Here is a 21,966-nt window from a genome sequence, read left to right on the forward strand (position 1 = left end):
ACACGTCCGGACCCGCCCCGACACACACCCGAACGACCCCGAAAGGAACTCCTGATCACCGTGACGGCCCAGCAGAACACCTCGTTGGCCAGCTTCACCGGAGACGCGAACCCCTACGGAGGCGGCGACCCGTACGCGGACTACCGCACCGCCGACCTCCCCTTCACCCAGTACGCCAACCTTGCCGACCGGCAGCTCGGCGCGGGTGTCGTCGCCGCCAACGACGAGTTCTTCGCCCAGCGCGAGAACCTGCTGGTGCCCGAGCGCGCCGAGTTCGACCCCGAGCACTTCGGGCACAAGGGCAAGGTCATGGACGGCTGGGAGACCCGCCGCCGCCGCGGCGACTGCGCCGAGCACCCCTGGCCCACCGAGGACGACCACGACTGGGCGCTGATCCGCCTCGGCGCGCCCGGCGTGATCCGCGGCATCGTCGTCGACACCGCCCACTTCCGCGGCAACTACCCGCAGGCCGTCTCCGTCGAGGGCACCTCGGTCGCCGGCTCCCCGTCGCCGGAGGAACTGCTCGCGGACGACGTGAAGTGGACGACCCTCGTCCCGCGCACGGCGGTCGGCGGCCACGCCGCCAACGGCTTCGCCGTCTCGGCCGAGCAGCGCTTCACCCACCTGCGCCTCAAGCAGCACCCCGACGGCGGCATCGCCCGCCTGCGCGTGTACGGCGAGGTCGTCCCGGACCCCGAGTGGCTCGCGGCGCTCGGCACCTTCGACGTGGTCGCGCTGGAGAACGGCGGCCAGGTCGAGGACGCCTCCAACCTCTTCTACTCGCCGGCCACCAACACCATCCAGCCGGGCCGTTCCCGCAAGATGGACGACGGCTGGGAGACCCGCCGCCGCCGCGACCGGGGCAACGACTGGATCAGCTACCGGCTGGTCGACCGCTCCCGGATCCGCGCGGTCGAGATCGACACGGCGTACCTGAAGGGCAACTCGGCGGGCTGGGCGTCGGTGTCGGTGAAGGACGGCGAGGACGGCGAGTGGCGCGAGGTGCTGCCGCGGACCCGGATGCAGCCCGACACCAACCACCGCTTCGTCCTGCCCGAGGCGGCCGTCGGCACCCACGCGCGCGTGGACATCTTCCCCGACGGCGGCATCTCCCGCCTGCGCCTGTTCGGCTCCCTGACCGAGGACGGCGCGGCCCACCTGGCCGCCCGCCACCAGGAACTGGGCGGCTGACGCACGGACCGGCCGGCCCCGGCGAGGGGGAACGGCCGGTCCCCGAGTACCCGCGGGGCGCACCGGCAGGACAGCACCGGTGCGCCCCGCGCGCGTGGTCGACGGCAGCGTGCTGGCCGCGGCCGGCACCGCGGCCCCTACGCCGCGTGGCCGCCGTCCACCGCGAACTCCGCGCCGGTGACGTAGGAGGCGGCGGCCAGGTACGCCACGGTCGACGCCACCTCGTCCGCCGTGCCGAAACGGCCCAGCGCCGTCATGGCGGCCTGCCCGTCCGCGTAGGGGCCGTCCGCCGGGTTCATGTCCGTGTCGATCGGCCCCGGGTGGACGATGTTCGCCGTGATCCCGCGCGGGCCGAGCTCCCGTGCCAGGGCCTTGGTCAGGCCGACGAGGGCCGCCTTGCTCATGGCGTACAGCGTGCCGCCGGGCCCCGGCACCCGCTGGGTCATGCAGGTGCCGATCGTGATGATCCGGCCGCCCTCCGGCATGCGGGCCGCGGCCGCCTGGGAGGCCAGGAAGACGCCGCGGACGTTCACGGCCAGCAGGCGGTCGACGTCGGCGAGCGACAGGCTCTCCAGCGGTCCGAGCAGCCCCAGGCCCACGTTGTTGACCAGCACGTCGATGCCGCCCCCGAGCGCCTGTGCCGCCCGCTCGACCGCCCCCGCCGCCTCCTGGGCGTCGGCGGAGTCCGCCCGCAGGGCCACCGCCCGGCGCCCCAGCGCCTCCACGGCCCGTACGACGTCCTCGGCCGCGTCCTTGCCGTTCACGTAGGTGAGGGCGACGTCCGCGCCCTCCCGCGCCAGGCGCAGCGCGGTGGCCGCGCCGATGCCGCGGCTGCCGCCGGTCACGAGGGCCGTCCGGCCGGTCAGAGGGGAGGGAACGAGTGAGTTCGTGTTCGTGTTCATGGGTCCATCCCAGCGGCCCCCGCGTGTCCACGCTGGCGGCGAACGGACATCGCCCTGACCCGGCGGCCGAGGTGCCGGTGATGATGGGAACTCGCCGGAAACGCATGGGACGTCCAGGGAAGCTCCACGGTCTTGTCATTGACATGTCATCACCTATGCGCGTCATCAGGAGGGCACGCGATTTCCCCGCGCGCCGCCGGACCGGCGCCGCAGCCGCAGCCCTCTGCGCCCTCCTCGCGGACGGGTCCGTCTCCGCCACCACCGTGGGCGCCGCCACCGCCGCGGTCGGCGGCATCTGCTACGGCGACCTGCCCTCCCGGGCACACGACACGCTCGACCTGATCGAGCGGGGCGGCCCCCACCCGTACGAGCAGGACGGGACCGTCTTCCGGAGCCGGGAGGGCGTCCTGCCCAGCCGGACCACCGGCCACCACCACGAGTACACGGTGATCACCCCGGGCTCCGGCACCCGCGGCGCCCGCCGCGTCGTCACCGGTGAGCAGAGCCGGGAGGACCACTGCACGGCCGACCACCACGCGTCGTTCGGCCTCGGCGACCACGGCTGCTGAGGGCGGCGCCGCGGAGTCCGGGCTCCCCGCTCACCCCGGTCCGTGGTGCTCGGCGGCGGCGAACAGCGCGAGCGCCAGCATGATCAGCGCGACGCTCGCGTAGACCTCGTACCCCTCGAGGAAGCCGATCCGGTGCACGAACCCCCAGTTCCAGTGGGCGAATCGGTGCACCAGGCCGGCCACGCCCTGCACCAGGGCGAGGAATCCGACGAACTCCAAAAGCTTCTTCATGCCCCCGACTCTCGCCCCGCGGACCCCCCACCCGCATCGGCCGCGGGGCGAGGCATTCCCGACCGAAGTCCCCGCCGCCCGCCGCCCGGTACGCCGAAGGTCTACGACCCCGCGACTTCGGTCGCCGATCCGCCGCGCACCCGGACGACGGCACCCGGCACCGCATAGATTTGCCGACCGTGAACGAAGACAGGCCGGTGCGGACCGCCCCGGCGTTCCCCGCGCGGCGTTGGCTGCTGCCGTCGGCGCTGGCCGACCAACTGGACCCGGACACCGAGGAGGCCGAACGCCGGTTCCGGCGCACCGCGCGCGACTGGCTCGTCGACTTCGTCTGCTTCCTGCTCGCCGTCCTGATCGGTCTGCTGAGCGTGGACACGCTGGACCAGGAGCCGGCTCTTCCGCCCGGCTGGGGGGTCGCCGACCAGCTGATCGGAGCCCTGGCCTGCGCGGCCGTGTGGTGCAGACGCCGGTGGCCGGTCGGGCTCGCGGTGGCGCTGGTACCGGCCGGGCTCCTCTCGCTCACCTCCAGCGGTGCCGCCCTCGTCGCCCTCTTCACCGTGGCCGTGCACCGGCCCTTCCGGTACACCGCCTGGCTCACCGGAGCCAACATCCTGGTGCAGCCCCTTCTCTACCGGCTGCGCCCCGACCCCCAGCTGCCCTACGTCGGCGTGGTCCTCCTCGGCGCCCTGCTGGCGGTGACGGCGGCCGGCTGGGGCATGCTCGCCCGCTCCAAGCGCCAGCTCCTGCTCAGCCTGCGCGACCGGGCCAGACGCGCGGAGACGGAGGCGGAACTGCGGGCGGAACAGGCGCAGCGGCTCGCCCGGGAGGCCATCGCCCGGGAGATGCACGACGTCCTCGCCCACCGGCTGACGCTGCTGAGCGTGCACGCGGGCGCCCTGGAGTTCCGGCCCGACGCGTCCCGCGAGGAGGTGGCGCGGGCCGCCGGCGTCATCCGGGAGGCGCCCACGAGGCACTGCAGGACCTGCGGGAGATCATCGGCGTCCTGCGGGCCGGCGACTCCGACGACGCGGCCCGCCCCCAGCCGACCCTCGCGGCACTGGACGCGCTGGTCGCCGAGTCCCGCCGGGCCGGCATGAAGGTGACCCGCGTCGGTCACGTCACCGACCCCGCCTCGGTCCCCGCCTCCGTCGGACGCACCGCCTACCGCGTCGCCCAGGAGGCCCTGACCAACGCCCGCAAGCACGCCCCCGGCACCGAGGTCACCGTCTGCGTCACCGGGGCGCCGGGCGACGGCCTCACCGTGTCCGTGCGCAACGGCCCGCCCGAGGGGGACGCGCCCGGCGTACCGGGCTCCGGACAGGGCCTGATCGGACTGACCGAGCGCGCCACGCTGGCGGGCGGCACGCTGGAGCACGGCCCCACGGCCGACGGGGGCTTCGAGGTGCGGGCGAGGCTGCCGTGGGGGTGAACTCCGCCCCGCCACCGACACGACTGACGATCCGTCACCACCGAGGCCGTCCCGGGCCGGTGCCGGCGTGCGCCCGCCCGGGCCGACGTGATTGCGTAGGCCCATGACCGCGATCAGGCTGCTCCTCGTCGACGACGATCCGCTCGTACGGGCCGGACTGTCCTTCATGCTGGGCGGCGCCGACGACGTCGAGATCGTCGGCGAGGCCGCCGACGGCGCCGAGGTCGAGGCGCTCGTCGACCGCACCCGCCCGGACGTCGTCCTCATGGACATCCGCATGCCGGTGGTGGACGGCCTGACGGCCACCGAACGGCTGCGCGGCCGCGCGGACGCCCCGCAGGTCGTGGTGCTCACCACGTTCCACGCCGATGAGCAGGTGCTGCGGGCCCTGCGCGCCGGCGCCGCCGGATTCGTCCTCAAGGACACCCCGCCCGCCGAGATCCTCGACGCGGTGCGCAGGGTCGCCGCCGGAGATCCGGTCCTGTCGCCCGCTGTCACCCGGCGGCTGATGGAGCACGCGGCCGGCAGCGCCGCCGACACCAGGGGCACGCGTGCGCGTGCGCGCATCGCCGCCCTCAACGACCGCGAACGCGAGGTCGCCGTCGCCGTCGGACGGGGTCTGGCCAACGCCGCCGTCGCGGCGGAGCTCTACATGAGCGTCGCCACCGTCAAGACCCACGTCTCCCGCATCCTGGCCAAGCTGGACCTCGGCAACCGGGTGCAGATCGCGTTGCTGGTGTACGACGCGGGTCTCCTGGACGAACACCAGGACGACGGGCACTAGCCGGGAGGCGCACGCGTTGTCGGGGTGAGGAGATCCGGTGCGAGGGGGAGCGGCATGACGGACGTGATCGACCTGGGGGAGTTCGGCGACGGCTTCCGGCGCGACCCGCACCCGGTGTACGCGCGCCTGCGCGCGTCGGGGCCCGTGCACCGGGTCCGCCCGCCGTCGTCGGATCCGCAGTACGCGACCTGGCTCGTGGTCGGCCACGAGGAGGCCCGTGCCGCGCTGGCGGACCCGCGCCTGGCCAAGGACCCCGGCGGGCTCGGCCTGACCTTCCTCGACGAGGAGCTGATCGGGAAGTACCTGCTGGTCACCGACCCGCCGCAGCACTCCCGACTGCGCTCGCTCGTCGCGCGTGCCTTCACCATGCGCCGGGTGGAGGAGCTGCGGCCCCGCATCCACCGGATCACGGACGACCTCCTCGACGCCATGCTGCCCGAGGGCCGCGCCGACCTCGTGGAGTCCCTCGCCTACCCGCTGCCGATCACCGTGATCTGCGAGCTGCTCGGCGTTCCCGAGATGGACCGCGGCGAGTTCCGGAAGATCTCCACGGAGGCGGTCGCGCCGACCAGCCAGGAGAGCGAGTACGACGCGTTCGTCCGGCTCGCCGCCTACCTGACCGACCTGATCGAGGACAAACGGGGCACCGCACCGGGCGACGACCTGCTGAGCGACCTGATCCGCACCACCGCCGAGGACGGCGACCGGCTCTCCCCGGAGGAACTGCGCGGCATGGCCTTCGTGCTGCTGATCGCGGGCCACGAGACCACGGTCAACCTCATCACCACGGGTGTCCTCGCCCTGCTCACCCATCCCGACCAGCTCGCCGCCGTGCGCGCCGACCCGAGCCTGGTCGACGGCGCGGTGGAGGAGGCGCTGCGCTGGGAAGGCCCGGTGGAGAACGCGACGTTCCGGTACGCCGCCGAACCGCTGGAGATCGGCGGCACCCCCATCGCCCGCGGCGACACGGTGATGGTCGGCCTCACCGCGGCCGACCGCGACCCGGACCGCTATCCCGACCCTGACCGCTTCGACGTCCACCGCGACACCCGCGGCCACCTCGCCTTCGGTCACGGTGTCCACTACTGCCTGGGCGCCCCGCTGGCCCGGCTGGAGGCCCGCACGGCGATCCGGACCCTGCTCGAGCGCGCCCCCGGCCTCGCCCTCGACGGCCCGCCCGGCGACTGGCTGCCGGGGATGTTGATGCGGGGAGTGCGGAGCCTGCCGGTGCGCTGGTAGCCGACGCCTCCTCCTGCGGGCCGGCCGGGAAAGACGCCGGGCGGCGCCCCGCCGGTGGGCTTCGGCGGCGCCCACGGCCCCGCAGGCAGGACAGGGCGCCGGGTGGGATCCCCGCCGGTACCCCGCCGGCCCGGCTCGGCGGCACCGGGCGCCCGTCGGTGCCGCGGACGACCGGTCAGTCCGTCACCGACTCCGCCTCCCTCGGCGCCTCCGCCGGCCGCACCGCCCTGCGCTCGCGCCGGGAGATCTCGCACGCCTCGGCGATCCGCAGCGCCCGCAGTGCCTCGCGGCCGTCGCACGGGTTGGCCCGCTCGCCCCGCACCACCTCCACGAACGCTGCCAGCTCCGCCTCGTAGGCGGGCCCGAAACGTTCCACGAAGCCCGTCCAGGGCTTGTCCGCGGCCGGTGGCCCGGTCGGCTCGGTGGACGCGATGGGCGTGCGGTCGTCCAGCCCGACGACGATCTGGTCGAGCTCCCCGGCCAGCTCCATGCGCACGTCGTACCCCGCGCCGTTCAGCCGCGTCGCCGTCACCGTGGCCAGCGTGCCGTCGTCCAGCGTCAGCAGCGCCGCGCCCGTGTCCACGTCGCCCGCCCCGCGGGACACCGGCGGTCCGGCGTCGGACCCGGCGGCGTACACGTCGACGACCTCCCGGCCGGTCACCCAGCGCAGGGCGTCGAAGTCGTGGATCAGCGTGTCCCGGTAGAGCCCGCCGGACTGCGCCAGGTGCGCGGCGGGCGGCGGCGCCTGCTCGCTCGTCACCGCCCGCACGGTGTGCAGCCGGCCCAGCCGCCCGGAGCGCACCGCCTCCCGCGCCCCCGTGTACCCCGTGTCGAAGCGGCGCTGGAACCCCATCTGCAGAATCGTCCCCGCGGTCTCCACCTCGGCGATCGCCTGCAGCGTGCCGGCCATGTCCGGCGCGATGGGCTTCTCGCAGAACACCGGCAGCCCCGAGCGCGCCGCCCGGCCGATCAGTTCGGCGTGGGCCGGCGTCGCCGTCGTGATCACCACGGCGTCCACGCCCCACCGGAAGATCTCGTCCACCCCGGGCACCGCCGTCTCGCCCAGCCGCTGGGCCAGGGCCTGCGCCCGCGCCAGGTCCGCGTCCGTGAGGATCAGGGACCCGACGTCGCGATGGCGGCTGAGCGTGTGGGCGTGGACCGTGCCGATACGACCCGTACCGATGACCCCGATGCGCATGGAATCAAAGTGGGTCACGGCCCGCACCCTGTCAATGCGCATGTCCGGACAACCGGACCGCACGACTTCCCGTCAATAACGCACCGGGCTACGCTCGGACCGTGCCGAAACCAGAAGCGCACCCGACCGTGGCGTTGGACCTCAGCGTGGACCGCAGCAGCCCCGTGCCGCTGTACCACCAGCTGTCGCAGCGGCTGGAGGCGGCGATCGAGCACGGGACGCTGACACCGGGGAGCCTGCTGGGGAACGAGATCGAGCTCGCCGCGCGGCTCGGCCTGTCCCGGCCCACCGTCCGCCAGGCCATCCAGTCCCTGGTCGACAAGGGCCTGCTCGTGCGGCGCCGGGGCGTCGGCACCCAGGTGGTGCACAGCCAGGTCAAGCGCCCGCTGGAACTCAGCAGCCTCTACGACGACCTGGAGGCGGCGGGGCAGCGCCCGTCCACGAAGCTCCTGGTCGACACGGTCGTCCCGGCGACGGCCGAGGTCGCCGCCGCGCTCGGCGTGGCCGAGGGCAGCGACGTGCGCCGAGTCGAGCGGCTGCGCCTCGCGCACGGGGAACCGATGGCGTACCTGTGCAACCACCTGCCGCCCGGCCTGCTCGACCTGGACACCGGGCGGCTGGAGGCCACCGGCCTCTACCGGCTCATGCGCGCCGCCGGGATCACCCTGCACAGCGCCCGCCAGTCCATCGGCGCCCGCGCCGCCACCGCCGCCGAGGCCGAGCGGCTCGGCGAGGAGGAGGGCGCGCCGCTGCTCACCATGCGGCGCACGACGTTCGACGACACGGGGCGCGCGGTCGAACTGGGCACGCACGCCTACCGGCCGTCCCGCTACTCCTTCGAGTTCCAGCTGCTCGTACGGCCCTGACCCGCGCCGGCCGGGGGGCCGCCCCCGCCGTGCGGACCGGTCCCATGTCCGGACAATGTGACCGGCCGCCGCTCCCCGGCGCGGTGTGACCGGCGCCCGTGTCGGACAATGGGGCGTTTGGGGTCTCCAGAACCCGGCCGGGTGCGGACGCCCCGGCACGCACAGCACGGCACAGCAAGAAGGGCACGGCCTCGTGGCACGGTTTCGGACCTGGGTAGGCATCGCGCTGGCGGGGGCACTGTCGGTGTCGCTCGCCGGCTGCAGCAGCACCGGCGGCAAGCGCGCCGAGGACGCCCGCAAGGCCGCGGCGGCCCAGGGGAAGGCGGCGGTGAACACCCCCCGCTGGACCTTCGCGATGATCACTCACTCGGGCGACGGCGACACCTTCTGGGACATCGTCCAGCGCGGCGCCGACCAGGCCGCGAAGAAGGACAACATCAACTTCCTGTACTCCCACGACGACGAGGCGCAGCAGCAGGCGCAGCTCGTGGACGCGGCCGTCGACAAGAAGGTCGACGGCATCATCGTCACCCTCGCCAAGCCCGACGCCATGAAGGCCGCCGTCGCCCGCGCGAAGAAGGCGGGCATCCCGGTGGTCACCGTGAACTCCGGCTCGCAGGAGTCGAAGGAGTTCGGCGCGCTCACCCACATCGGGCAGGACGAGACGATCGCCGGCGAGGCCGTCGGCGAGGAGCTGAACGCGCGGGGCCGCAAGCAGGCGCTCTGCGTCCTGCACGAGCAGGGCAACGTCGGTCACGAGCAGCGCTGCGACGGCGTCGAGAAGACCTTCGACGGCAAGGTCCAGCGGCTCTACGTCACCGGCACGAGCATGCCGGACGTGCAGTCCGCCATCGAGGCCAAGCTCCAGACCGACAAGTCCGTCGACGCGGTCGTCACCCTCGGCGCCCCCTACGCCGACACGGCCGTGAAGGCCAAGCAGGGCGCCGGCAGCAAGGCCGAGATCGACACCTTCGACCTCAACGCCAAGGTGGCCGCCGGCCTGGAGGACGGCACCCTCGGCTTCGCCGTCGACCAGCAGCCCTACCTCCAGGGCTACGAGGCGGTCGACCTGCTGTGGCTGTACAGGTACAACGCCGACGTCCTCGGCGGCGGCCGGCCGGTGCTGACCGGGCCGCAGATCATCACCAAGGACGACGCCGCGGCGCTGGCCGACTACACGGACCGGGGCACCCGATGAGCGCCACGCAGCCGAAAGAGGCGGACGAAAGGATTCTGCGGACCTCCGCGCTGCGGAAACTGCTGGGCCGCCCCGAGCTCGGGTCCGTCGTCGGCGCGATCGCGGTCTTCGTCTTCTTCGCGTTCTTCGCCGACAGCTTCCTGCGCGCCTCCAGCCTCAGCACGGTGCTCTACGCCGCCTCCACGATCGGCATCATGGCCGTCCCCGTGGCGCTGCTGATGATCGGCGGCGAGTTCGACCTGTCCGCGGGCGTCATGGTCACCTCGTCGGCCCTCGTGTCGTCGATGTCCAGCTACCAGATGACCGCCAACGTCTGGGTCGGCGTCGGCGTCTCCCTGCTGGTCACCCTGGCGATCGGCGCCTTCAACGGCTTCATGCTCACCCGCACGAAGCTGCCCAGCTTCATCATCACGCTGGGCACCTTCCTGATGCTGACCGGCATGAACCTGGGCTTCACCAAGCTCGTCGACGGCACCGTCTCCACCAAGTCGATCGAGGACATGGAGGGCTTCCCCTCCGCGCGGGACGTCTTCGCGTCCACGATCACCGTCGGCGGCGTCGGCTTCAAGATCACCATCCTGTGGTGGCTCGTCCTGGTCGCCGTCGCCAGCTGGATCCTGCTGCGCACCCGCGCCGGCAACTGGATCTTCGCGGTCGGCGGCAACAAGGACGCGGCCCGCGCGGTCGGCGTCCCGGTCACCAGGACCAGGATCGGCCTCTACATGGGCGTGGCGCTCGGCGCCTGGATCTCCGGCCAGCACCTGCTCTTCTCGTACGACGTCGTCCAGTCCGGCGAGGGCGTCGGCAACGAACTGATCTACATCATCGCGGCCGTCATCGGCGGCTGCCTGATCACCGGCGGCTACGGCAGCGCCGTCGGCTCGGCGGTCGGCGCCCTCATCTTCGGCATGACCAGCAAGGGCATCGTCTTCGCCGAGTGGAACCCCGACTGGTTCAAGTTCTTCCTCGGAGCGATGCTGCTCCTCGCGACCCTGCTCAACGCCTGGGTCCGCAAACGCGCGGAGGCCACCAAGTGACGCAGACCGAAAGCCGCACACCGCTCGTCGAGCTGTCCGGCGTCAGCAAGCACTACGGCAACGTCCGCGCCCTCGAGGGGGTCTCGCTGGCCGTCCACGCCGGTGAGATCACCTGCGTGCTGGGCGACAACGGCGCCGGCAAGTCGTCCCTGATCAAGATCATCGCGGGTCTCCACCAGCACGACGGCGGCACGCTCGCCCTCGACGGGGAGGAGACCCGTCTTTCCTCCCCCCGCGAGGCCCTGGACCGCGGCATCGCCACCGTCTACCAGGACCTGGCCGTCGTCCCGCTCATGCCGGTGTGGCGGAACTTCTTCCTCGGCTCCGAGCCGCGCAAGGGCGTCGGCCCCTTCAAGCGCATGGACGTCGACCACATGCGCCGCACCACCCACGCGGAACTCCTGCGCATGGGCATCGACCTGCGCGACGTCGACCAGCCCATCGGCACCCTCTCCGGCGGTGAACGCCAGTGCGTGGCCATCGCCCGCGCGGTGCACTTCGGCGCGAAGGTCCTGGTGCTCGACGAGCCGACGGCGGCCCTCGGCGTCAAGCAGTCGGGCGTGGTCCTGAAGTACGTGGCGGCGGCACGGGACCAGGGCCTGGGTGTCGTCCTCATCACCCACAACCCGCACCACGCGTACCTGGTGGGGGACCGTTTCGTCCTCCTGAAGCGCGGCACGATGGTGGGCAGCCACGAGCGCGACGACATCACCCTGGACGAGCTGACGAGGCAGATGGCGGGCGGGAACGAGCTCGATGACCTGCGCCACGAACTGCAGCGTCCCTGAAGGGGCGCGGAGCCGTGCCGATGTGCGCCCCCGTCGCGTGGGCGCGACCAGCCACGACGCACCCGCACCCGGCGACGAACCGCTGCACCCGCCCTCCGTCGCATTCGGCTCCCAGCGTGAGCGTGCGGCACAATCGCACCCGATGAGCACCTACCGCGACTTCACCGCCCCCATCGGCTCCCGCCGCGCCCCGGTCCTGCGCACCGTGGGCACGCGGGAACGCCGCTCGCATCTCACGGCACCCCGCGTGCCGACGGTCGGCATCGACATCGGCGGCACGAAAGTCATGGCGGGCGTCGTCGACGCGGACGGCAACATCCTGGAGAAGCTCCGCACGGAGACCCCGGACAAGTCCAAGAGCCCCAAGGTCGTCGAGGACACCATCGTCGAACTGGTCCTGGACCTGTCCGACCGGCACGACGTGCACGCCGTGGGCATCGGCGCGGCCGGCTGGGTCGACGCCGACCGCAACCGCGTGCTGTTCGCCCCCCACCTGTCCTGGCGCAACGAACCGCTGCGCGACCGCATCGCCGGCCGCCTCGCGGTCCCCGTCCTGGTGGACAACGACGCCAACACCGCCGCCTGGGCCGAGTGGCGCTTCGGCGCCGGCCGCGGCGAGGACCACCTCGTCATGATCACGCTCGGCACCGGCATCGGCGGCGCGATCCTGGAGGACGGCCAGGTCAAGCGGGGCAAGTACGGCGTCGCCGGCGAGTTCGGGCACATGCAGGTCGTGCCCGGCGGCCACCGCTGCCCGTGCGGCAACCGCGGCTGCTGGGAGCAGTACAGCTCCGGGAACGCCCTGGTCAGGGAGGCCAGGGAGCTGGCCGCCGCGGACTCCCCGGTGGCGTACGGGGTCATCGAGCACGTCAAGGGCAACATCGCCGACATCAACGGCCCGATGATCACCGAGCTGGCCCGGGAGGGCGACGCCATGTGCGTCGAGCTGCTCCAGGACATCGGCCAGTGGCTCGGCGTCGGCATCGCCAACCTCGCCGCCGCGCTCGACCCGTCCTGCTTCGTCGTCGGCGGCGGCGTGAGCGCGGCCGACGACCTGCTGATCGGCCCCGCGCGCGACGCGTTCAAGCGCCAGCTCACCGGCCGCGGCTACCGCCCGGAGGCCCGCATCGTCCGCGCCCAGCTCGGCCCCGAGGCCGGCATGGTGGGCGCCGCCGACCTGGCCCGCCTGGTCGCGCGCCGGTTCCGGCGCGCCAAGCGGCGCCGGGTGGAGCGCCACGAGCGCTACGAGCGGTACGCGGAGGCCCGCCGTACGTCCGGGGAGCCGACGTGACGGGCCCCCGCCCGGACGGGGCCGGCGCCCCGGAGGAACCGGCGCGCCCGGCGGAGGACCGCCGGCACATGATCCGCCGGCGGGCGCTCACCCTGCTCACCATCGTCCTGCTCATCGGCGTCCCGGCCGGCTACCTGGTGATCTCCGCCAACCAGAGCCGCGACAGCGGCAAGGTCAAGGAGGCCAAGTACTCGGCGACCGGCCTGACCGAGGGCTGGCCCTCCAAGCTCCAGCGCCGCCTCTACGAGGTCCCCGTCCCGGTCCCGTCCGAAGAGGTCGCCTACTACGAGACGAACAACTGGAAGACCAGCCGCCTCTACGTCCAGTTCGAGACCACCGGCGCCGGCCTGGACGCCTTCCTGGCGGGCATGGGCGTCTCCCGGGACGACCTGGAGCGCGACGCGCAGGCCATCGGCGACCGCGACCAGGAGATCACCGGCTGGAACTTCGACCGGCCCGGCCCGTGGTGGGGCCTCGTCCACGAGCAGGCGAACCCGGCGCCCACCCATGACGTCCTGGTGAACCTCGCCGATCCGGACCGTCCGATGGTGTACGTGGTCGCGCGCACGGTCCCCTGACCGCACTCTTCCGCACCCGTTCCCGGCCGGGGCCCAGGGCCCCGGGCCCCGTCCCGGAGCCCGCCGGGGCCGATTGTCAGACCCCGCCCGTAGAGTCGGGGACGGTCGATCCGGGAGGCGGGCGGGAGGTGACAGAACGTATGAGCGGCACAATGCGAACGGCCGCCACGGCTGTCACGGCCGCCACGGCCGAACGCGCGCACGAGCGGGCGGAGCGGGGGCGGCCCGTCCCCTCCGTGTCCGCCCGGCTCGCCGCCGTCTTCCTGCCCGCCTCCCCGCCGCGCGAGGGACGGATCGCCTTCTGGGACCCCGCGGGCGGCCCCGTCACCGGCGCGGCGCCCGAGGACGGGGCCGGGCCCGGGCATCCGCCCGCCGGCGCGCCCGGGCCCACGGAGCTCACCGTCGTCCGCCGGCACGGCGCCGGGGTGCGCCGCGGCACCACGCCCGCGCTGTCCCTCCCGCTCACCGATGCCCTGCCCCTGCTGGTGCGCGCCCGGCACGACCCGGCCGCCCACCCGGCCACCGCCTGCTGGGGCGCCGCCGCCCTGCACGCCCTGCGGCTCACCGCGCGCGGCCGCCTGCTGCCCGGCCTGACGGCGTCCGGGCACGACGCCTGGCGGGCCGGCCCGCTCGACCCCGACGACATCGCGCACCTGCGGGCGGTGGCCGCCGCGCTGCCGCCCGAGGGCCACGCGGTCCCGCTGGACGGGCCCGGCCCGATCCGGCTGCCGGCTCCCGAGGCGCTGATGCGCTCCTTCCTGGACGCGGTGGCCGACACCCTGCCCCGCACCCCCGCCGCCCCCCACGCCGCGGGCCGCCCCTTCGCCGCACGCGCCGCCCAGCGCCTGCCCGGCGCCCACGACTGGGCCGCGGAGGTCGCCGCCGGCATGGACGCGGGCGTACGGATCTCCCTGCGCCTGGACCTCTCGGCGTACGACCTGTTCGACGGCGACGAGAACGGCGGCGCGCGCCGCGCCGGGGCCGCCGTCGTCCAGGTGCACAGCCTCGCCGACCCCACCCTCGTCACCGACGCCGCGGACCTGTGGTCCGGCGCGGCCGACGCCGCGTTCGGCCCCCGCGCGCGCGTGGACGCCGCCCTCGCCGTGCGGCGGGCGGCGCGCGTGTGGCCACCGCTCGACCGGCTCACCGAGCAGGACGTGCCCGACGTCCTCGGCCTGTCCGAGGACGAGGTCACCGACCTGCTGGGCGTCGCGGCCGGCCGGCTCGCCGCCGCCGGGGTCGCCGTGCACTGGCCCCGCGACCTCGCCCAGGACCTCACCGCGACCGCGGTGGTGCGGCCCGCGCCCGGTTCGGCGACCGACGGCACGGGCTTCTTCGAGAGCGGGGAGCTGCTGCGGTTCTGCTGGCAGCTCGCGATCGGCGGCGACCCGCTCACCGAGGCCGAGATGGACGCCCTCGCCGAGGCCCACCGCCCGGTCGTCCGGCTGCGCGACCGGTGGGTCCTGGTCGACCCGGCCGTCGCCCGCCGGGCCCGCAAGCGCGACCTCGGCCTGCTCGATCCGGTCGACGCCCTCGCCGTCGCCCTCACCGGCACCGCGGAGGCCGACGGCGAGACGGTCGAGGTGGTGCCGGCCGGCGCCCTGGCCGCCCTGCGCGACCGGCTGACGGCGGGCGTCCGCCCGGCCGACCCCCCGCCCGGCCTGCACGCGACCCTCCGCGACTACCAGCTCAGGGGCCTGGCCTGGCTGGACCTCATGACCTCGCTCGGCCTCGGCGGCTGCCTCGCCGACGACATGGGCCTCGGCAAGACGATCACCGTCATCGCCCTGCACCTGAAAAGGGCCCGCACCGAGCCGACCCTCGTGGTCTGCCCGGCCTCCCTGCTGGGCAACTGGCAGCGGGAGATCACCCGGTTCGCACCCGGCGTCCCCGTCCGCCGCTTCCACGGCCCCGACCGCACCCTGGACGGCCTGCGGGGCGGCTTCGTCCTCACCACGTACGGCACGATGCGGTCGGCCGCGGCGACCCTGGCCGAACGGTCCTGGGGCATGGTCGTCGCCGACGAGGCGCAGCACGTCAAGAACCCGTACTCGGCGACCGCGAAGGCGCTGCGCACGATCCCGTCCCCGGCACGCGTGGCGCTCACCGGCACACCGGTCGAGAACAACCTCTCCGAACTGTGGGCGCTGCTCGACTGGACGACCCCCGGTCTCCTCGGCCCGCTCAAGTCCTTCCGCGCCCGGCACGCGCGCGCGGTGGAGAACGGCGAGGACGAGGAGGCGGTGCGGCGCCTGGCCCGCCTCGTCCGCCCCTTCCTGCTGCGCCGCAAGAAGTCCGACCCCGGCATCGTCCCCGAACTGCCGCCGAAGACCGAGACGGACCACCCGGTGCCCCTCACCCGTGAACAGGCCGCGCTCTACGAGGCGGTGGTGCGCGAGTCCATGCTCGCCATCGAGGCCGCGGACGGCATGGCCCGGCGCGGGCTGGTGCTCAAGCTGCTGACCTCGCTGAAGCAGATCTGCGACCACCCGGCGCTGTTCCTGAAGGAGGAGCTCCCGCCGGGCGGGGCCGACCGGCTCGCCGCCCGCTCCGGCAAGCTCGCCCTGCTGGACGAGCTGCTGGACACGGTCCTCGCCGAGGACGGCTCGGTGCTCGTCTTCACCCAGTACGTCGGCATGGCCCGCCTCATCGCCTCCCACCTGGCCGCCCACGCGGTCCCGGCCGAACTCCTGCACGGTGGAACGCCGGTGCCCGAGCGCGAGCTCATGGTGGACCGCTTCCAGAGCGGGGCGACCCCCGTCCTCGTCCTGTCCCTGAAGGCCGCGGGCACCGGCCTCAACCTGACCCGCGCGGGCCACGTCGTGCACTTCGACCGCTGGTGGAACCCGGCCGTCGAGGAACAGGCCACCGACCGCGCCTACCGCATCGGCCAGACCCAGCCGGTCCAGGTCCACCGCCTCATCACCGAGGGCACGGTCGAGGACCGCATCGCCGAGATGCTCGAGTCCAAGCGGGCCCTGGCCGACGCGGTCCTCGGCGCAGGCGAGTCGGCCCTGACCGAGCTGACGGACCGCGAGCTGTCCGACCTGGTGTCCCTGCGGAGGCCGTCATGACCCCCCGCCCCGCCGACGAGGCCCGCCGCGCCCTGCGGGCGGCACGGGAGCGCGGAGAGGCGGCGCCCGCCCTGACGGCCGACGCGGACACGGCGGACCGTGGGCCGGTCCGGGACCGAGGACCTGCCCAGGAGCAGGACCGCGCCCAGGCCCCTGTCGAAGACCCCGGCCGGGACCGGAGCGAGCACGCCGGACCGCGCCCCGGGGACCTCGCCCGCGCGGCGCTGCGCAGCGCGCGGATCGCGCGGTACGCGGGCGCCGACGGCACGGCGGGGGAGGGGGAGGCCCCCGGGGACCCGGCGGACCGTTCCCGCACTCCACGGGGGACCGCCGCGGGACCGGACGCGACCGCGGGCCGCTCGCCGGGCACCTCCGGCACCCCCGGCTCCCCGGCAGGGAAGGCGGGCCGGCCCGGCGAAGCGGCGGGGACGGCCGGGGCGGCGTCCCCCGGCCCCGCGGACCACCGCGACCGAGCACCGGACCCCGCCACCGGCCCGCCCGCACCTCCGGGCGGAACGGCCGCCGCCGACCCCACGCCGCCTGTCACCGGTACGGCCCCCGTCCCCGCGGCCGGGGAGGACAGCCGGCCGGCGGACGTGGCGCGCGAGGCGCTGCGGGCGGCCCGCCGGCAGGCGAAGACGGACACCGCGGCCGAGGACGCGACGGGTGCGCGACGGCCCGCGCGTCCGGCCCGTCGTCCGCACGGGACCGGCGGTGCCCCCACCGCCGACGCCCGCGCCCGCGTCGTACGGGACTTCGTCACGGGCGCGTTCCGTCTGCCTCCGGAAGCGGACCTCCCCGACGAGGCTCCGCCGCTCGGAACCACCGCCGGAACCCCCCGGAGCGCGGTGACGGCACCGACGGTGCCTGCCCCGTCCCCCGACGCGGAGCCCGTCCCCGGCCCCGCGCCCTCTCCCGCCGAGCGCACGGCGGGCCCCGCCGAAGACCCGGCGGCCACCGGCGAGCCGTCGCTCCCGCCCTCCCGGCCGGCGCACGAGCCGCCACCACCGCGGCAGGCCGTGGCGCCGCCCCCGGAGGGGGACCCGGCGGTGCGGGGCCGTACCGCGCACCCGGTGACGTACGGCCAGGACCGCCCCACCGCGCCGGCGACCCCCCGCTCCATGGCCGCCCCGAACCGCGACGGCGACCTCCGCCGCACCTTCCCCGCCTTCCCGCCCCGGCCGGCACCGGACGGCGGCTTCGCCGAGACCTGGTGGGGGAACGCGTGGGCGACCGCGCTGGAGCAGGGCGCGCTGGACCCCGAGCGGCTGGCACGCGGCCGCGGTTACGCGGAACGGGGGCACGTCGACGCCATCACCGTGACGCCCGGCCTCGTCCTCGCCTACGTCCAGGGCAGCCGTCCGAGGCCGTACCGCGTACAGGTACGGCTGCGCACCCTCGACGACGCCGACTGGGAGCGGTTCCTGGAGGCCGCCGCCGAGCGGCCGGGGCACATCGCCGCCCTGCTCGACAAGGAACTGCCCCACTCCCTCGCCGACTGCGGGATCCCGCTGCTCCCCGGCCCCGGCGACCTCGTCCCCCGGTGCAGCTGCCCCGACTCCGGCCACCCCTGCAAGCACGCCGCCGCCCTCTGCTACCAGACGGCGCGGCTGCTCGACGCCGACCCCTTCGTCCTGCTCCTGCTGCGCGGCAGGGGCGAGCGCGAGCTGCTCGACGCCCTGTCCCGGCTCAGCGCCGCCCGCGCGGCCCGCGCCGCCCAGGACAAGGGCCCGGCGCCGCTCCCCGGCGTCCGGGCCACCGAGGCACTGGCCGAGCGGTCGCTCCCGCCCCTCCCGGCGCCGCTGCCCGCGCCCCCGCACCCCGGACAGCCCCCCGCCTACCCGGCGGCGCCGGGCGGTCCGGACCCCTTCGCGCTGGACCAGCTGGCCACCGACGCCGCCGCCCGCGCCCACGCCCTGCTCACCACGGGCCGCGACCCGGTCGGCGGACTGACGCTGTGGCAGGACGCCGTCCGCCACGCCGCCGCACGCCCCGGTTCCGGCCTCACCGCCGGCACCCGCGCGCTGTACTCCTCCCTGGCCCGGGCCGCCGGCCGCAGCACGTCCGAACTGGCGCGCGCGGTGGCCGCCTGGCGGCAGGGCGTCCTCGAGGGCCTCGCCGTCCTGGAGGAGCCCTGGGACCCGCCGGCCGGCCGCTTCGACCGCGCCCGCCCCTTGCTGCTCGCCGCCGACCTCCCCGCCTTCCGCCCCTGGCGCAACCGCCTCACCCACCCCGCGGGGCACCTCCAACTCCGCCTCGGCCGCACCGGTCTGTGGTACGCCTACGAGTCCGAGCCGGGCCACGACGACTGGTGGCCCCGGGGCACCCCCGACCTCGACCCGATCGGCGCCCTGACGGGCCTGGTCGGCGCCGGGGAGCTGTGACCCGGTGCGCCGTTCCCGGCCGCGGACCGTCATCACGGCGCTGCCGGAGACGGCGATCACCGGCCCGCCACGCGGTGCCGCAAGGGAACCCGCCCGCTTCGTCGCAGAGCCCGCGCCGCTTCCCCGAGCTGGAACCGACGAGTGGGGCCACAGCCCGCCCGGCGCCGAGAACCGCCCAGAAACGCGAGGTGACCGGGGGAGTCCCGGCTCGCGCGACGGGGAGCCGTCCGCCTCGCCGCACGTCCCCGTGACAGGGAACCGCGTGGCACATGAGAGGGTCTGGGGCGTGAGTGGGACACCACCGAACACCCTGCAGTACCGCTTTGACGGACCGGAGGACGCTCCGGTTCTGATCCTGGGGCTCTCACTGGGTACCACACGGCACAGGTCGTAAAGACCGTCTACGGGCGTCCACGCCAGTCCATGGTGTGTGCGTTGTAGCAGGCCAGGGCTTTGCGGTCCGGTGGCGTCGGCGTAGTTGGTGACAGACGTGTGACAGGGCCGGTGACAGACCGAGGCCCCGCCGGGGGCATCCTCGGCGGGGCCTCTGCCCAGAGCCGTGGGACGAATCCTCACCGGAGCGCAGGCGGGCAGGACGGCGGCCCTGACGCTGTCACTGCATGCGGCGCGGGCACCCGTTGACGGGACGGTCGGCTCAAGACCGTCACGCGCTTGCCCAGCCCCGCTGCACTCCCCACCGTCACGCCGATGACAGCAGAGATACAGAAGTCCGGCTGACGTATCAGAAGTCGAGGTCCAGAGCCTTGACCTTGTCCCGCTCGCGCGTCGGGTGAGAATCGCTGAAGACGAAGCAGCGAGTGTTCTTCAGAGTGTTGTCCTCCACCTTCGCCGTGGAGAAGACCACCACCGGGACGCGCTCGTCGTCCCCGGAGCGGTCCATGAAGTCCGCACGGAAGTCGATGACGGGGGCGTCCTCGTCCCAACGCCCGGGGAAGTCCTCGACAACCGGCTGGTCGGGGCCGGGCGCGGTGGGCAGTGCCCTGGCCTCCGGGCCGGCGGACCGCGTCGCCGGCTGGTATCTGCGGCGCGTCCTGGAGCGCTACCCCGGTGACCCGGTGGCGGGGACCGCCTTCCGCTCCGTACTGGGCCTCTGTGCACCCGTCACCAGCCTGTTCGCCCCCTCCGCGGCCCGTGCCGTCCTCCTCCGGCCGCCCATGCCGACGCCGGCCGAGCCGCCGACGTCACCGGAGGAACCCGGGGCCTGAGGAAGTGCGGCAGCTGATGGTCTGTCCGGCTGTCCGGCTGGGTGGGCGGTCGCAGCCTTCTGGGCCTGGCGGGGGACGGTCTGGGCTTGTCGAGGTGCCCGTGCACCGTGAAACGGGGCACGCCGGATCTGTCGGGGATCTGCTGGACGGTCTTCTCCCGCTCCTCGTCGTGGAGCCGCTGGACGAGCACGGCCTGGTCCGAGGTGGGCTCGGCCTGCGCCCGCCGTCCGTTCCGGCGGCGGATCCAACGCGTTCGGCGCGGGATTCCGTCTCCACGCTCACGTCACTCCGCCCCGGTGGGCAGGACCCACGCCGAACCCTACGGTTCGCACGGGGTCGTCCAGCTGATCAGAGAGGCTGGCGAGGTGCCGCGAGTACGTCCCTGAGTACCTTCTCGAGCGTGACGCGGGCCAGTTCGTGTCTCAGGGTCTCCTCGATGTCCTGGTAGATGTCCCGCATCGCCGGCTGGATGCCGTGACCCACCACGCATCCCTGGTCCGGGGTGGTGCGGTGCATCGCGAACAGCGGGCCGGGTTCCACTGCCTCGTACACGTCGAGCAGGGTGATCGACCCCAGCTCGCGCGCCAGCGACCAGCCCGCGCCCGCGCCCCGCCGGGACTCCACGAGCCCGGCCCTGCGCAGCTCGCCGAGCAGCCGCCTGATCACCACGGGGTTGGTGTTCGCGCTGGTCGCGATCTTCTCGGAGGTGGCGACCTCGTGGCCCTGGCGCTGGTAGAGACCGATCCAGGCCAGCGCATGGGCGGCAATGGTCAGCCTGCTGTTGGCGCTCATGACCCCTCCTCCGGTCGCAACGCTCCATGTTACGACAGCGCAGTCGCAACAGTGAAGGTTGCGACAATCTGTCGTAACGATTACCGTTACGACAGTCGGGAAGGGTCGACCAAAGACAAGCGTGGACCGTGAGCGTGTTGCGAAATCGAAGGAGAACAGGGATGGAAAGTAACGAAAAGACCATTCGCGAGGCTTACCGGCTCGCGGAAGGGGACGTTCTCGACGGTGACGGTTTCCTGGCCTTGTTCACCGAGGACGGGTCGTTCAACGACATGTCGACCTCGCAGAGTTTCCGCGGGGAGCAGATTCCTCAGGTGATCGCGGGCCTCGCCCGCTCGTTCCCCGATGTACACCGTGAGCTGCTCGAGGTGCATGCGTTCGGTGACGTCGTCGCCGTGGAGTTGCGCATCCAGGGCACGCATCTCGGAGGGTTTCCGACCCCGGTCGGCGAGATCCCACCGACCGGGAACCGGATCGACGTGCCGGCGGCGGACCTCTGGTACCTCCGTGACGGAAAGGTCGAAAGGTTCAATTGCTACAACTCGATGAACGTGTGGCTCGAGCAAATCGGGGTCCACCCTGACTTCAAGTCCGCAGTCGAAGCCACCGGGACAGCAGCCACGACGGCGTAACTCCGCCGGTCAGCGCCGAGTATGCGACAAGACACTCCCTTCTTCGGGCCGCATACCCGGCGCTGCTTCTTGAACGAAGTCGTTGTTCGCACCCAGCCGCCGACACGACCTGGCAGGCCGACTCGTCGAGTACCAGCAGCCCTGGCCGGCAGGTAGGGCAACGACCCACATCGAGTGACGTTCTCCGGGCCCGCCTCCACGAGACACACGGCTGCGACGAGACCCCGCCCCGAAGATCATCGAGGTGCGCGGGGCCGGACTGCCCTTCCCCGTGCCGCCGAGCCCTGCGCATCCGACGCTGACCGTGGACGAGTTCCACGCGTGCGCGGACCGTGGAGGGCTCGGCCTGCCACGAGTCCGTGACGATCACGAGAACCGGCGCGGAGGCCGGCGCAGGAGACGGCACCACCCGCGCCCCTCGCTCCGCCCTTGGGCAGGACGACGACTCCCCTCTCGACGCCTTGCGGGCCACGGCATCCCGAGGGACAAGATCTTCAGCGAGAAGATCAGCACCCGCGTCCGCGGAGGGCCCGGTTCGAGGAGGCGGCCGTACGGCG

Annotated in this window: 19 protein-coding genes and 1 pseudogene; 15 read left to right on the forward strand and 5 right to left on the reverse strand. The window is 74.0% G+C overall.

All coding sequences use genetic code 11. From position 1 onward, the window contains the following. The first annotated feature begins 60 nt into the window (after positions 1–60). A complete protein-coding gene (gene alc, locus ACZ4V6_RS21200; protein ID WP_467829554.1) occupies positions 61–1,191 on the forward strand; it encodes an allantoicase in 1,131 nt (376 codons plus the stop codon). Between the two features lie 137 nt (positions 1,192–1,328). Here the strand turns inward: alc and ACZ4V6_RS21205 are convergent, their stop codons facing one another. Next, complete coding sequence (locus tag ACZ4V6_RS21205) at positions 1,329–2,093, reverse strand: SDR family oxidoreductase (protein WP_467829556.1); 765 nt, start codon at positions 2,091–2,093, stop codon at positions 1,329–1,331. A 143-nt stretch (positions 2,094–2,236) separates the two neighbouring features. Between ACZ4V6_RS21205 and ACZ4V6_RS21210 the strand changes: the two genes are divergently transcribed. After that, complete coding sequence (locus ACZ4V6_RS21210) at positions 2,237–2,662, forward strand: ribonuclease domain-containing protein (RefSeq protein WP_467829559.1); 426 nt, start codon at positions 2,237–2,239, stop codon at positions 2,660–2,662. Between the two features lie 30 nt (positions 2,663–2,692). Here ACZ4V6_RS21210 and ACZ4V6_RS21215 read toward each other — a convergent pair whose 3' ends face one another. Then, positions 2,693–2,893, reverse strand: a complete 201-nt coding sequence (locus tag ACZ4V6_RS21215) for a hypothetical protein (protein ID WP_467829561.1) — start codon at positions 2,891–2,893, stop codon at positions 2,693–2,695. Positions 2,894–3,063: 170 nt separating this feature from the next. On the opposite strand from ACZ4V6_RS21215, the pseudogene ACZ4V6_RS21220 reads away from it, so the two are divergent. The 3 genes and pseudogenes from ACZ4V6_RS21220 to ACZ4V6_RS21230 all read left to right on the forward strand — a co-directional run bounded on the left by ACZ4V6_RS21220 (position 3,064) and on the right by ACZ4V6_RS21230 (position 6,345). After that, positions 3,064–4,322 (forward strand): annotated as a pseudogene (locus tag ACZ4V6_RS21220) (sensor histidine kinase). 103 nt (positions 4,323–4,425) lie between these two features. Then, positions 4,426–5,106, forward strand: coding sequence for a response regulator transcription factor (locus ACZ4V6_RS21225; protein WP_467829564.1), 681 nt, complete (start codon positions 4,426–4,428; stop codon positions 5,104–5,106). A gap of 54 nt (positions 5,107–5,160) precedes the next feature. Then, positions 5,161–6,345, forward strand: coding sequence for a cytochrome P450 family protein (locus ACZ4V6_RS21230; RefSeq protein ID WP_467829566.1), 1,185 nt, complete (start codon positions 5,161–5,163; stop codon positions 6,343–6,345). 175 nt (positions 6,346–6,520) lie between these two features. Here the strand turns inward: ACZ4V6_RS21230 and ACZ4V6_RS21235 are convergent, their stop codons facing one another. Next, complete coding sequence (locus tag ACZ4V6_RS21235; protein ID WP_467829666.1) at positions 6,521–7,543, reverse strand: Gfo/Idh/MocA family protein; 1,023 nt, start codon at positions 7,541–7,543, stop codon at positions 6,521–6,523. A 128-nt stretch (positions 7,544–7,671) separates the two neighbouring features. Between ACZ4V6_RS21235 and ACZ4V6_RS21240 the strand changes: the two genes are divergently transcribed. From ACZ4V6_RS21240 to ACZ4V6_RS21275, 8 genes are all read left to right on the forward strand, one after another. Further along, positions 7,672–8,409 carry a GntR family transcriptional regulator gene (locus ACZ4V6_RS21240; RefSeq protein ID WP_467829668.1) on the forward strand — a complete coding sequence of 246 codons (738 nt, stop codon included), beginning with the start codon at positions 7,672–7,674 and terminating at the stop codon, positions 8,407–8,409. Between the two features lie 193 nt (positions 8,410–8,602). Beyond that, entirely contained in the window at positions 8,603–9,607 is a 1,005-nt protein-coding gene (locus ACZ4V6_RS21245) for a sugar ABC transporter substrate-binding protein (RefSeq protein ID WP_467829569.1), read from the forward strand. Then, positions 9,604–10,644 carry an ABC transporter permease gene (locus ACZ4V6_RS21250; protein WP_467829572.1) on the forward strand — a complete coding sequence of 347 codons (1,041 nt, stop codon included), beginning with the start codon at positions 9,604–9,606 and terminating at the stop codon, positions 10,642–10,644. Before ACZ4V6_RS21245 ends, ACZ4V6_RS21250 begins: the two co-directional genes overlap by 4 nt. Continuing rightward, positions 10,641–11,432 (forward strand): ATP-binding cassette domain-containing protein, encoded by a 792-nt coding sequence (locus ACZ4V6_RS21255; RefSeq protein WP_467829574.1) that lies wholly within the window; start codon positions 10,641–10,643, stop codon positions 11,430–11,432. The genes ACZ4V6_RS21250 and ACZ4V6_RS21255 overlap by 4 nt, the downstream gene beginning before the upstream one ends. 142 nt (positions 11,433–11,574) lie before the next feature. After that, complete coding sequence (locus ACZ4V6_RS21260) at positions 11,575–12,723, forward strand: ROK family glucokinase (RefSeq protein ID WP_467829577.1); 1,149 nt, start codon at positions 11,575–11,577, stop codon at positions 12,721–12,723. Beyond that, a complete protein-coding gene (locus ACZ4V6_RS21265) occupies positions 12,720–13,301 on the forward strand; it encodes a sugar kinase (RefSeq protein ID WP_467829580.1) in 582 nt (193 codons plus the stop codon). Before ACZ4V6_RS21260 ends, ACZ4V6_RS21265 begins: the two co-directional genes overlap by 4 nt. 140 nt (positions 13,302–13,441) lie before the next feature. Further along, positions 13,442–16,375 (forward strand): DEAD/DEAH box helicase, encoded by a 2,934-nt coding sequence (locus ACZ4V6_RS21270; protein ID WP_467829583.1) that lies wholly within the window; start codon positions 13,442–13,444, stop codon positions 16,373–16,375. Next, positions 16,372–18,759, forward strand: a complete 2,388-nt coding sequence (locus ACZ4V6_RS21275) for an SWIM zinc finger family protein (RefSeq protein ID WP_467829585.1) — start codon at positions 16,372–16,374, stop codon at positions 18,757–18,759. Before ACZ4V6_RS21270 ends, ACZ4V6_RS21275 begins: the two co-directional genes overlap by 4 nt. Before the next feature lie 742 nt (positions 18,760–19,501). Here the strand turns inward: ACZ4V6_RS21275 and ACZ4V6_RS21280 are convergent. Continuing rightward, positions 19,502–19,660, reverse strand: coding sequence for a hypothetical protein (locus ACZ4V6_RS21280; RefSeq protein WP_467829588.1), 159 nt, complete (start codon positions 19,658–19,660; stop codon positions 19,502–19,504). On the opposite strand from ACZ4V6_RS21280, the gene ACZ4V6_RS21285 reads away from it, so the two are divergent. Next, the gene (locus ACZ4V6_RS21285; protein ID WP_467829590.1) at positions 19,659–19,985 is read left to right on the forward strand and encodes a hypothetical protein; all 327 of its coding nucleotides are present in this window, start codon (positions 19,659–19,661) and stop codon (positions 19,983–19,985) included. The two genes, ACZ4V6_RS21280 and ACZ4V6_RS21285, sit on opposite strands and share 2 nt — an antisense overlap. A gap of 348 nt (positions 19,986–20,333) precedes the next feature. On the opposite strand, the gene ACZ4V6_RS21290 is transcribed toward ACZ4V6_RS21285, so the two are convergent. Next, complete coding sequence (locus ACZ4V6_RS21290) at positions 20,334–20,777, reverse strand: Rrf2 family transcriptional regulator (RefSeq protein WP_467829593.1); 444 nt, start codon at positions 20,775–20,777, stop codon at positions 20,334–20,336. A 161-nt stretch (positions 20,778–20,938) separates the two neighbouring features. On the opposite strand from ACZ4V6_RS21290, the gene ACZ4V6_RS21295 reads away from it, so the two are divergent. Continuing rightward, the gene (locus tag ACZ4V6_RS21295) at positions 20,939–21,409 is read left to right on the forward strand and encodes a nuclear transport factor 2 family protein (protein ID WP_467829595.1); all 471 of its coding nucleotides are present in this window, start codon (positions 20,939–20,941) and stop codon (positions 21,407–21,409) included. Positions 21,410–21,966 lie beyond the last annotated feature (557 nt).

Source organism: Streptomyces sp. NPDC029152 (genome assembly GCF_055564355.1).

What these genes read in the sequence shown, in the direction of transcription:
- ACZ4V6_RS21205 (WP_467829556.1), bottom strand. Translation starts at nt 2,093, where the DNA reads ATGAACACGAACACGAACTCACTCGTTCCCTCCCCTCTGACCGGCCGG.
- ACZ4V6_RS21210 (WP_467829559.1), top strand. Translation starts at nt 2,237, where the DNA reads ATGTCATCACCTATGCGCGTCATCAGGAGGGCACGCGATTTCCCCGCG.
- ACZ4V6_RS21215 (WP_467829561.1), bottom strand. Translation starts at nt 2,893, where the DNA reads ATGAAGAAGCTTTTGGAGTTCGTCGGATTCCTCGCCCTGGTGCAGGGC.
- ACZ4V6_RS21225 (WP_467829564.1), top strand. Translation starts at nt 4,426, where the DNA reads ATGACCGCGATCAGGCTGCTCCTCGTCGACGACGATCCGCTCGTACGG.
- ACZ4V6_RS21230 (WP_467829566.1), top strand. Translation starts at nt 5,161, where the DNA reads ATGACGGACGTGATCGACCTGGGGGAGTTCGGCGACGGCTTCCGGCGC.
- ACZ4V6_RS21235 (WP_467829666.1), bottom strand. Translation starts at nt 7,543, where the DNA reads ATGCGCATCGGGGTCATCGGTACGGGTCGTATCGGCACGGTCCACGCC.
- ACZ4V6_RS21250 (WP_467829572.1), top strand. Translation starts at nt 9,604, where the DNA reads ATGAGCGCCACGCAGCCGAAAGAGGCGGACGAAAGGATTCTGCGGACC.
- ACZ4V6_RS21260 (WP_467829577.1), top strand. Translation starts at nt 11,575, where the DNA reads ATGAGCACCTACCGCGACTTCACCGCCCCCATCGGCTCCCGCCGCGCC.
- ACZ4V6_RS21270 (WP_467829583.1), top strand. Translation starts at nt 13,442, where the DNA reads ATGAGCGGCACAATGCGAACGGCCGCCACGGCTGTCACGGCCGCCACG.
- ACZ4V6_RS21275 (WP_467829585.1), top strand. Translation starts at nt 16,372, where the DNA reads ATGACCCCCCGCCCCGCCGACGAGGCCCGCCGCGCCCTGCGGGCGGCA.
- ACZ4V6_RS21285 (WP_467829590.1), top strand. Translation starts at nt 19,659, where the DNA reads ATGAAGTCCGCACGGAAGTCGATGACGGGGGCGTCCTCGTCCCAACGC.
- ACZ4V6_RS21280 (WP_467829588.1), bottom strand. Translation starts at nt 19,660, where the DNA reads ATGGACCGCTCCGGGGACGACGAGCGCGTCCCGGTGGTGGTCTTCTCC.
- ACZ4V6_RS21290 (WP_467829593.1), bottom strand. Translation starts at nt 20,777, where the DNA reads ATGAGCGCCAACAGCAGGCTGACCATTGCCGCCCATGCGCTGGCCTGG.
- ACZ4V6_RS21295 (WP_467829595.1), top strand. Translation starts at nt 20,939, where the DNA reads ATGGAAAGTAACGAAAAGACCATTCGCGAGGCTTACCGGCTCGCGGAA.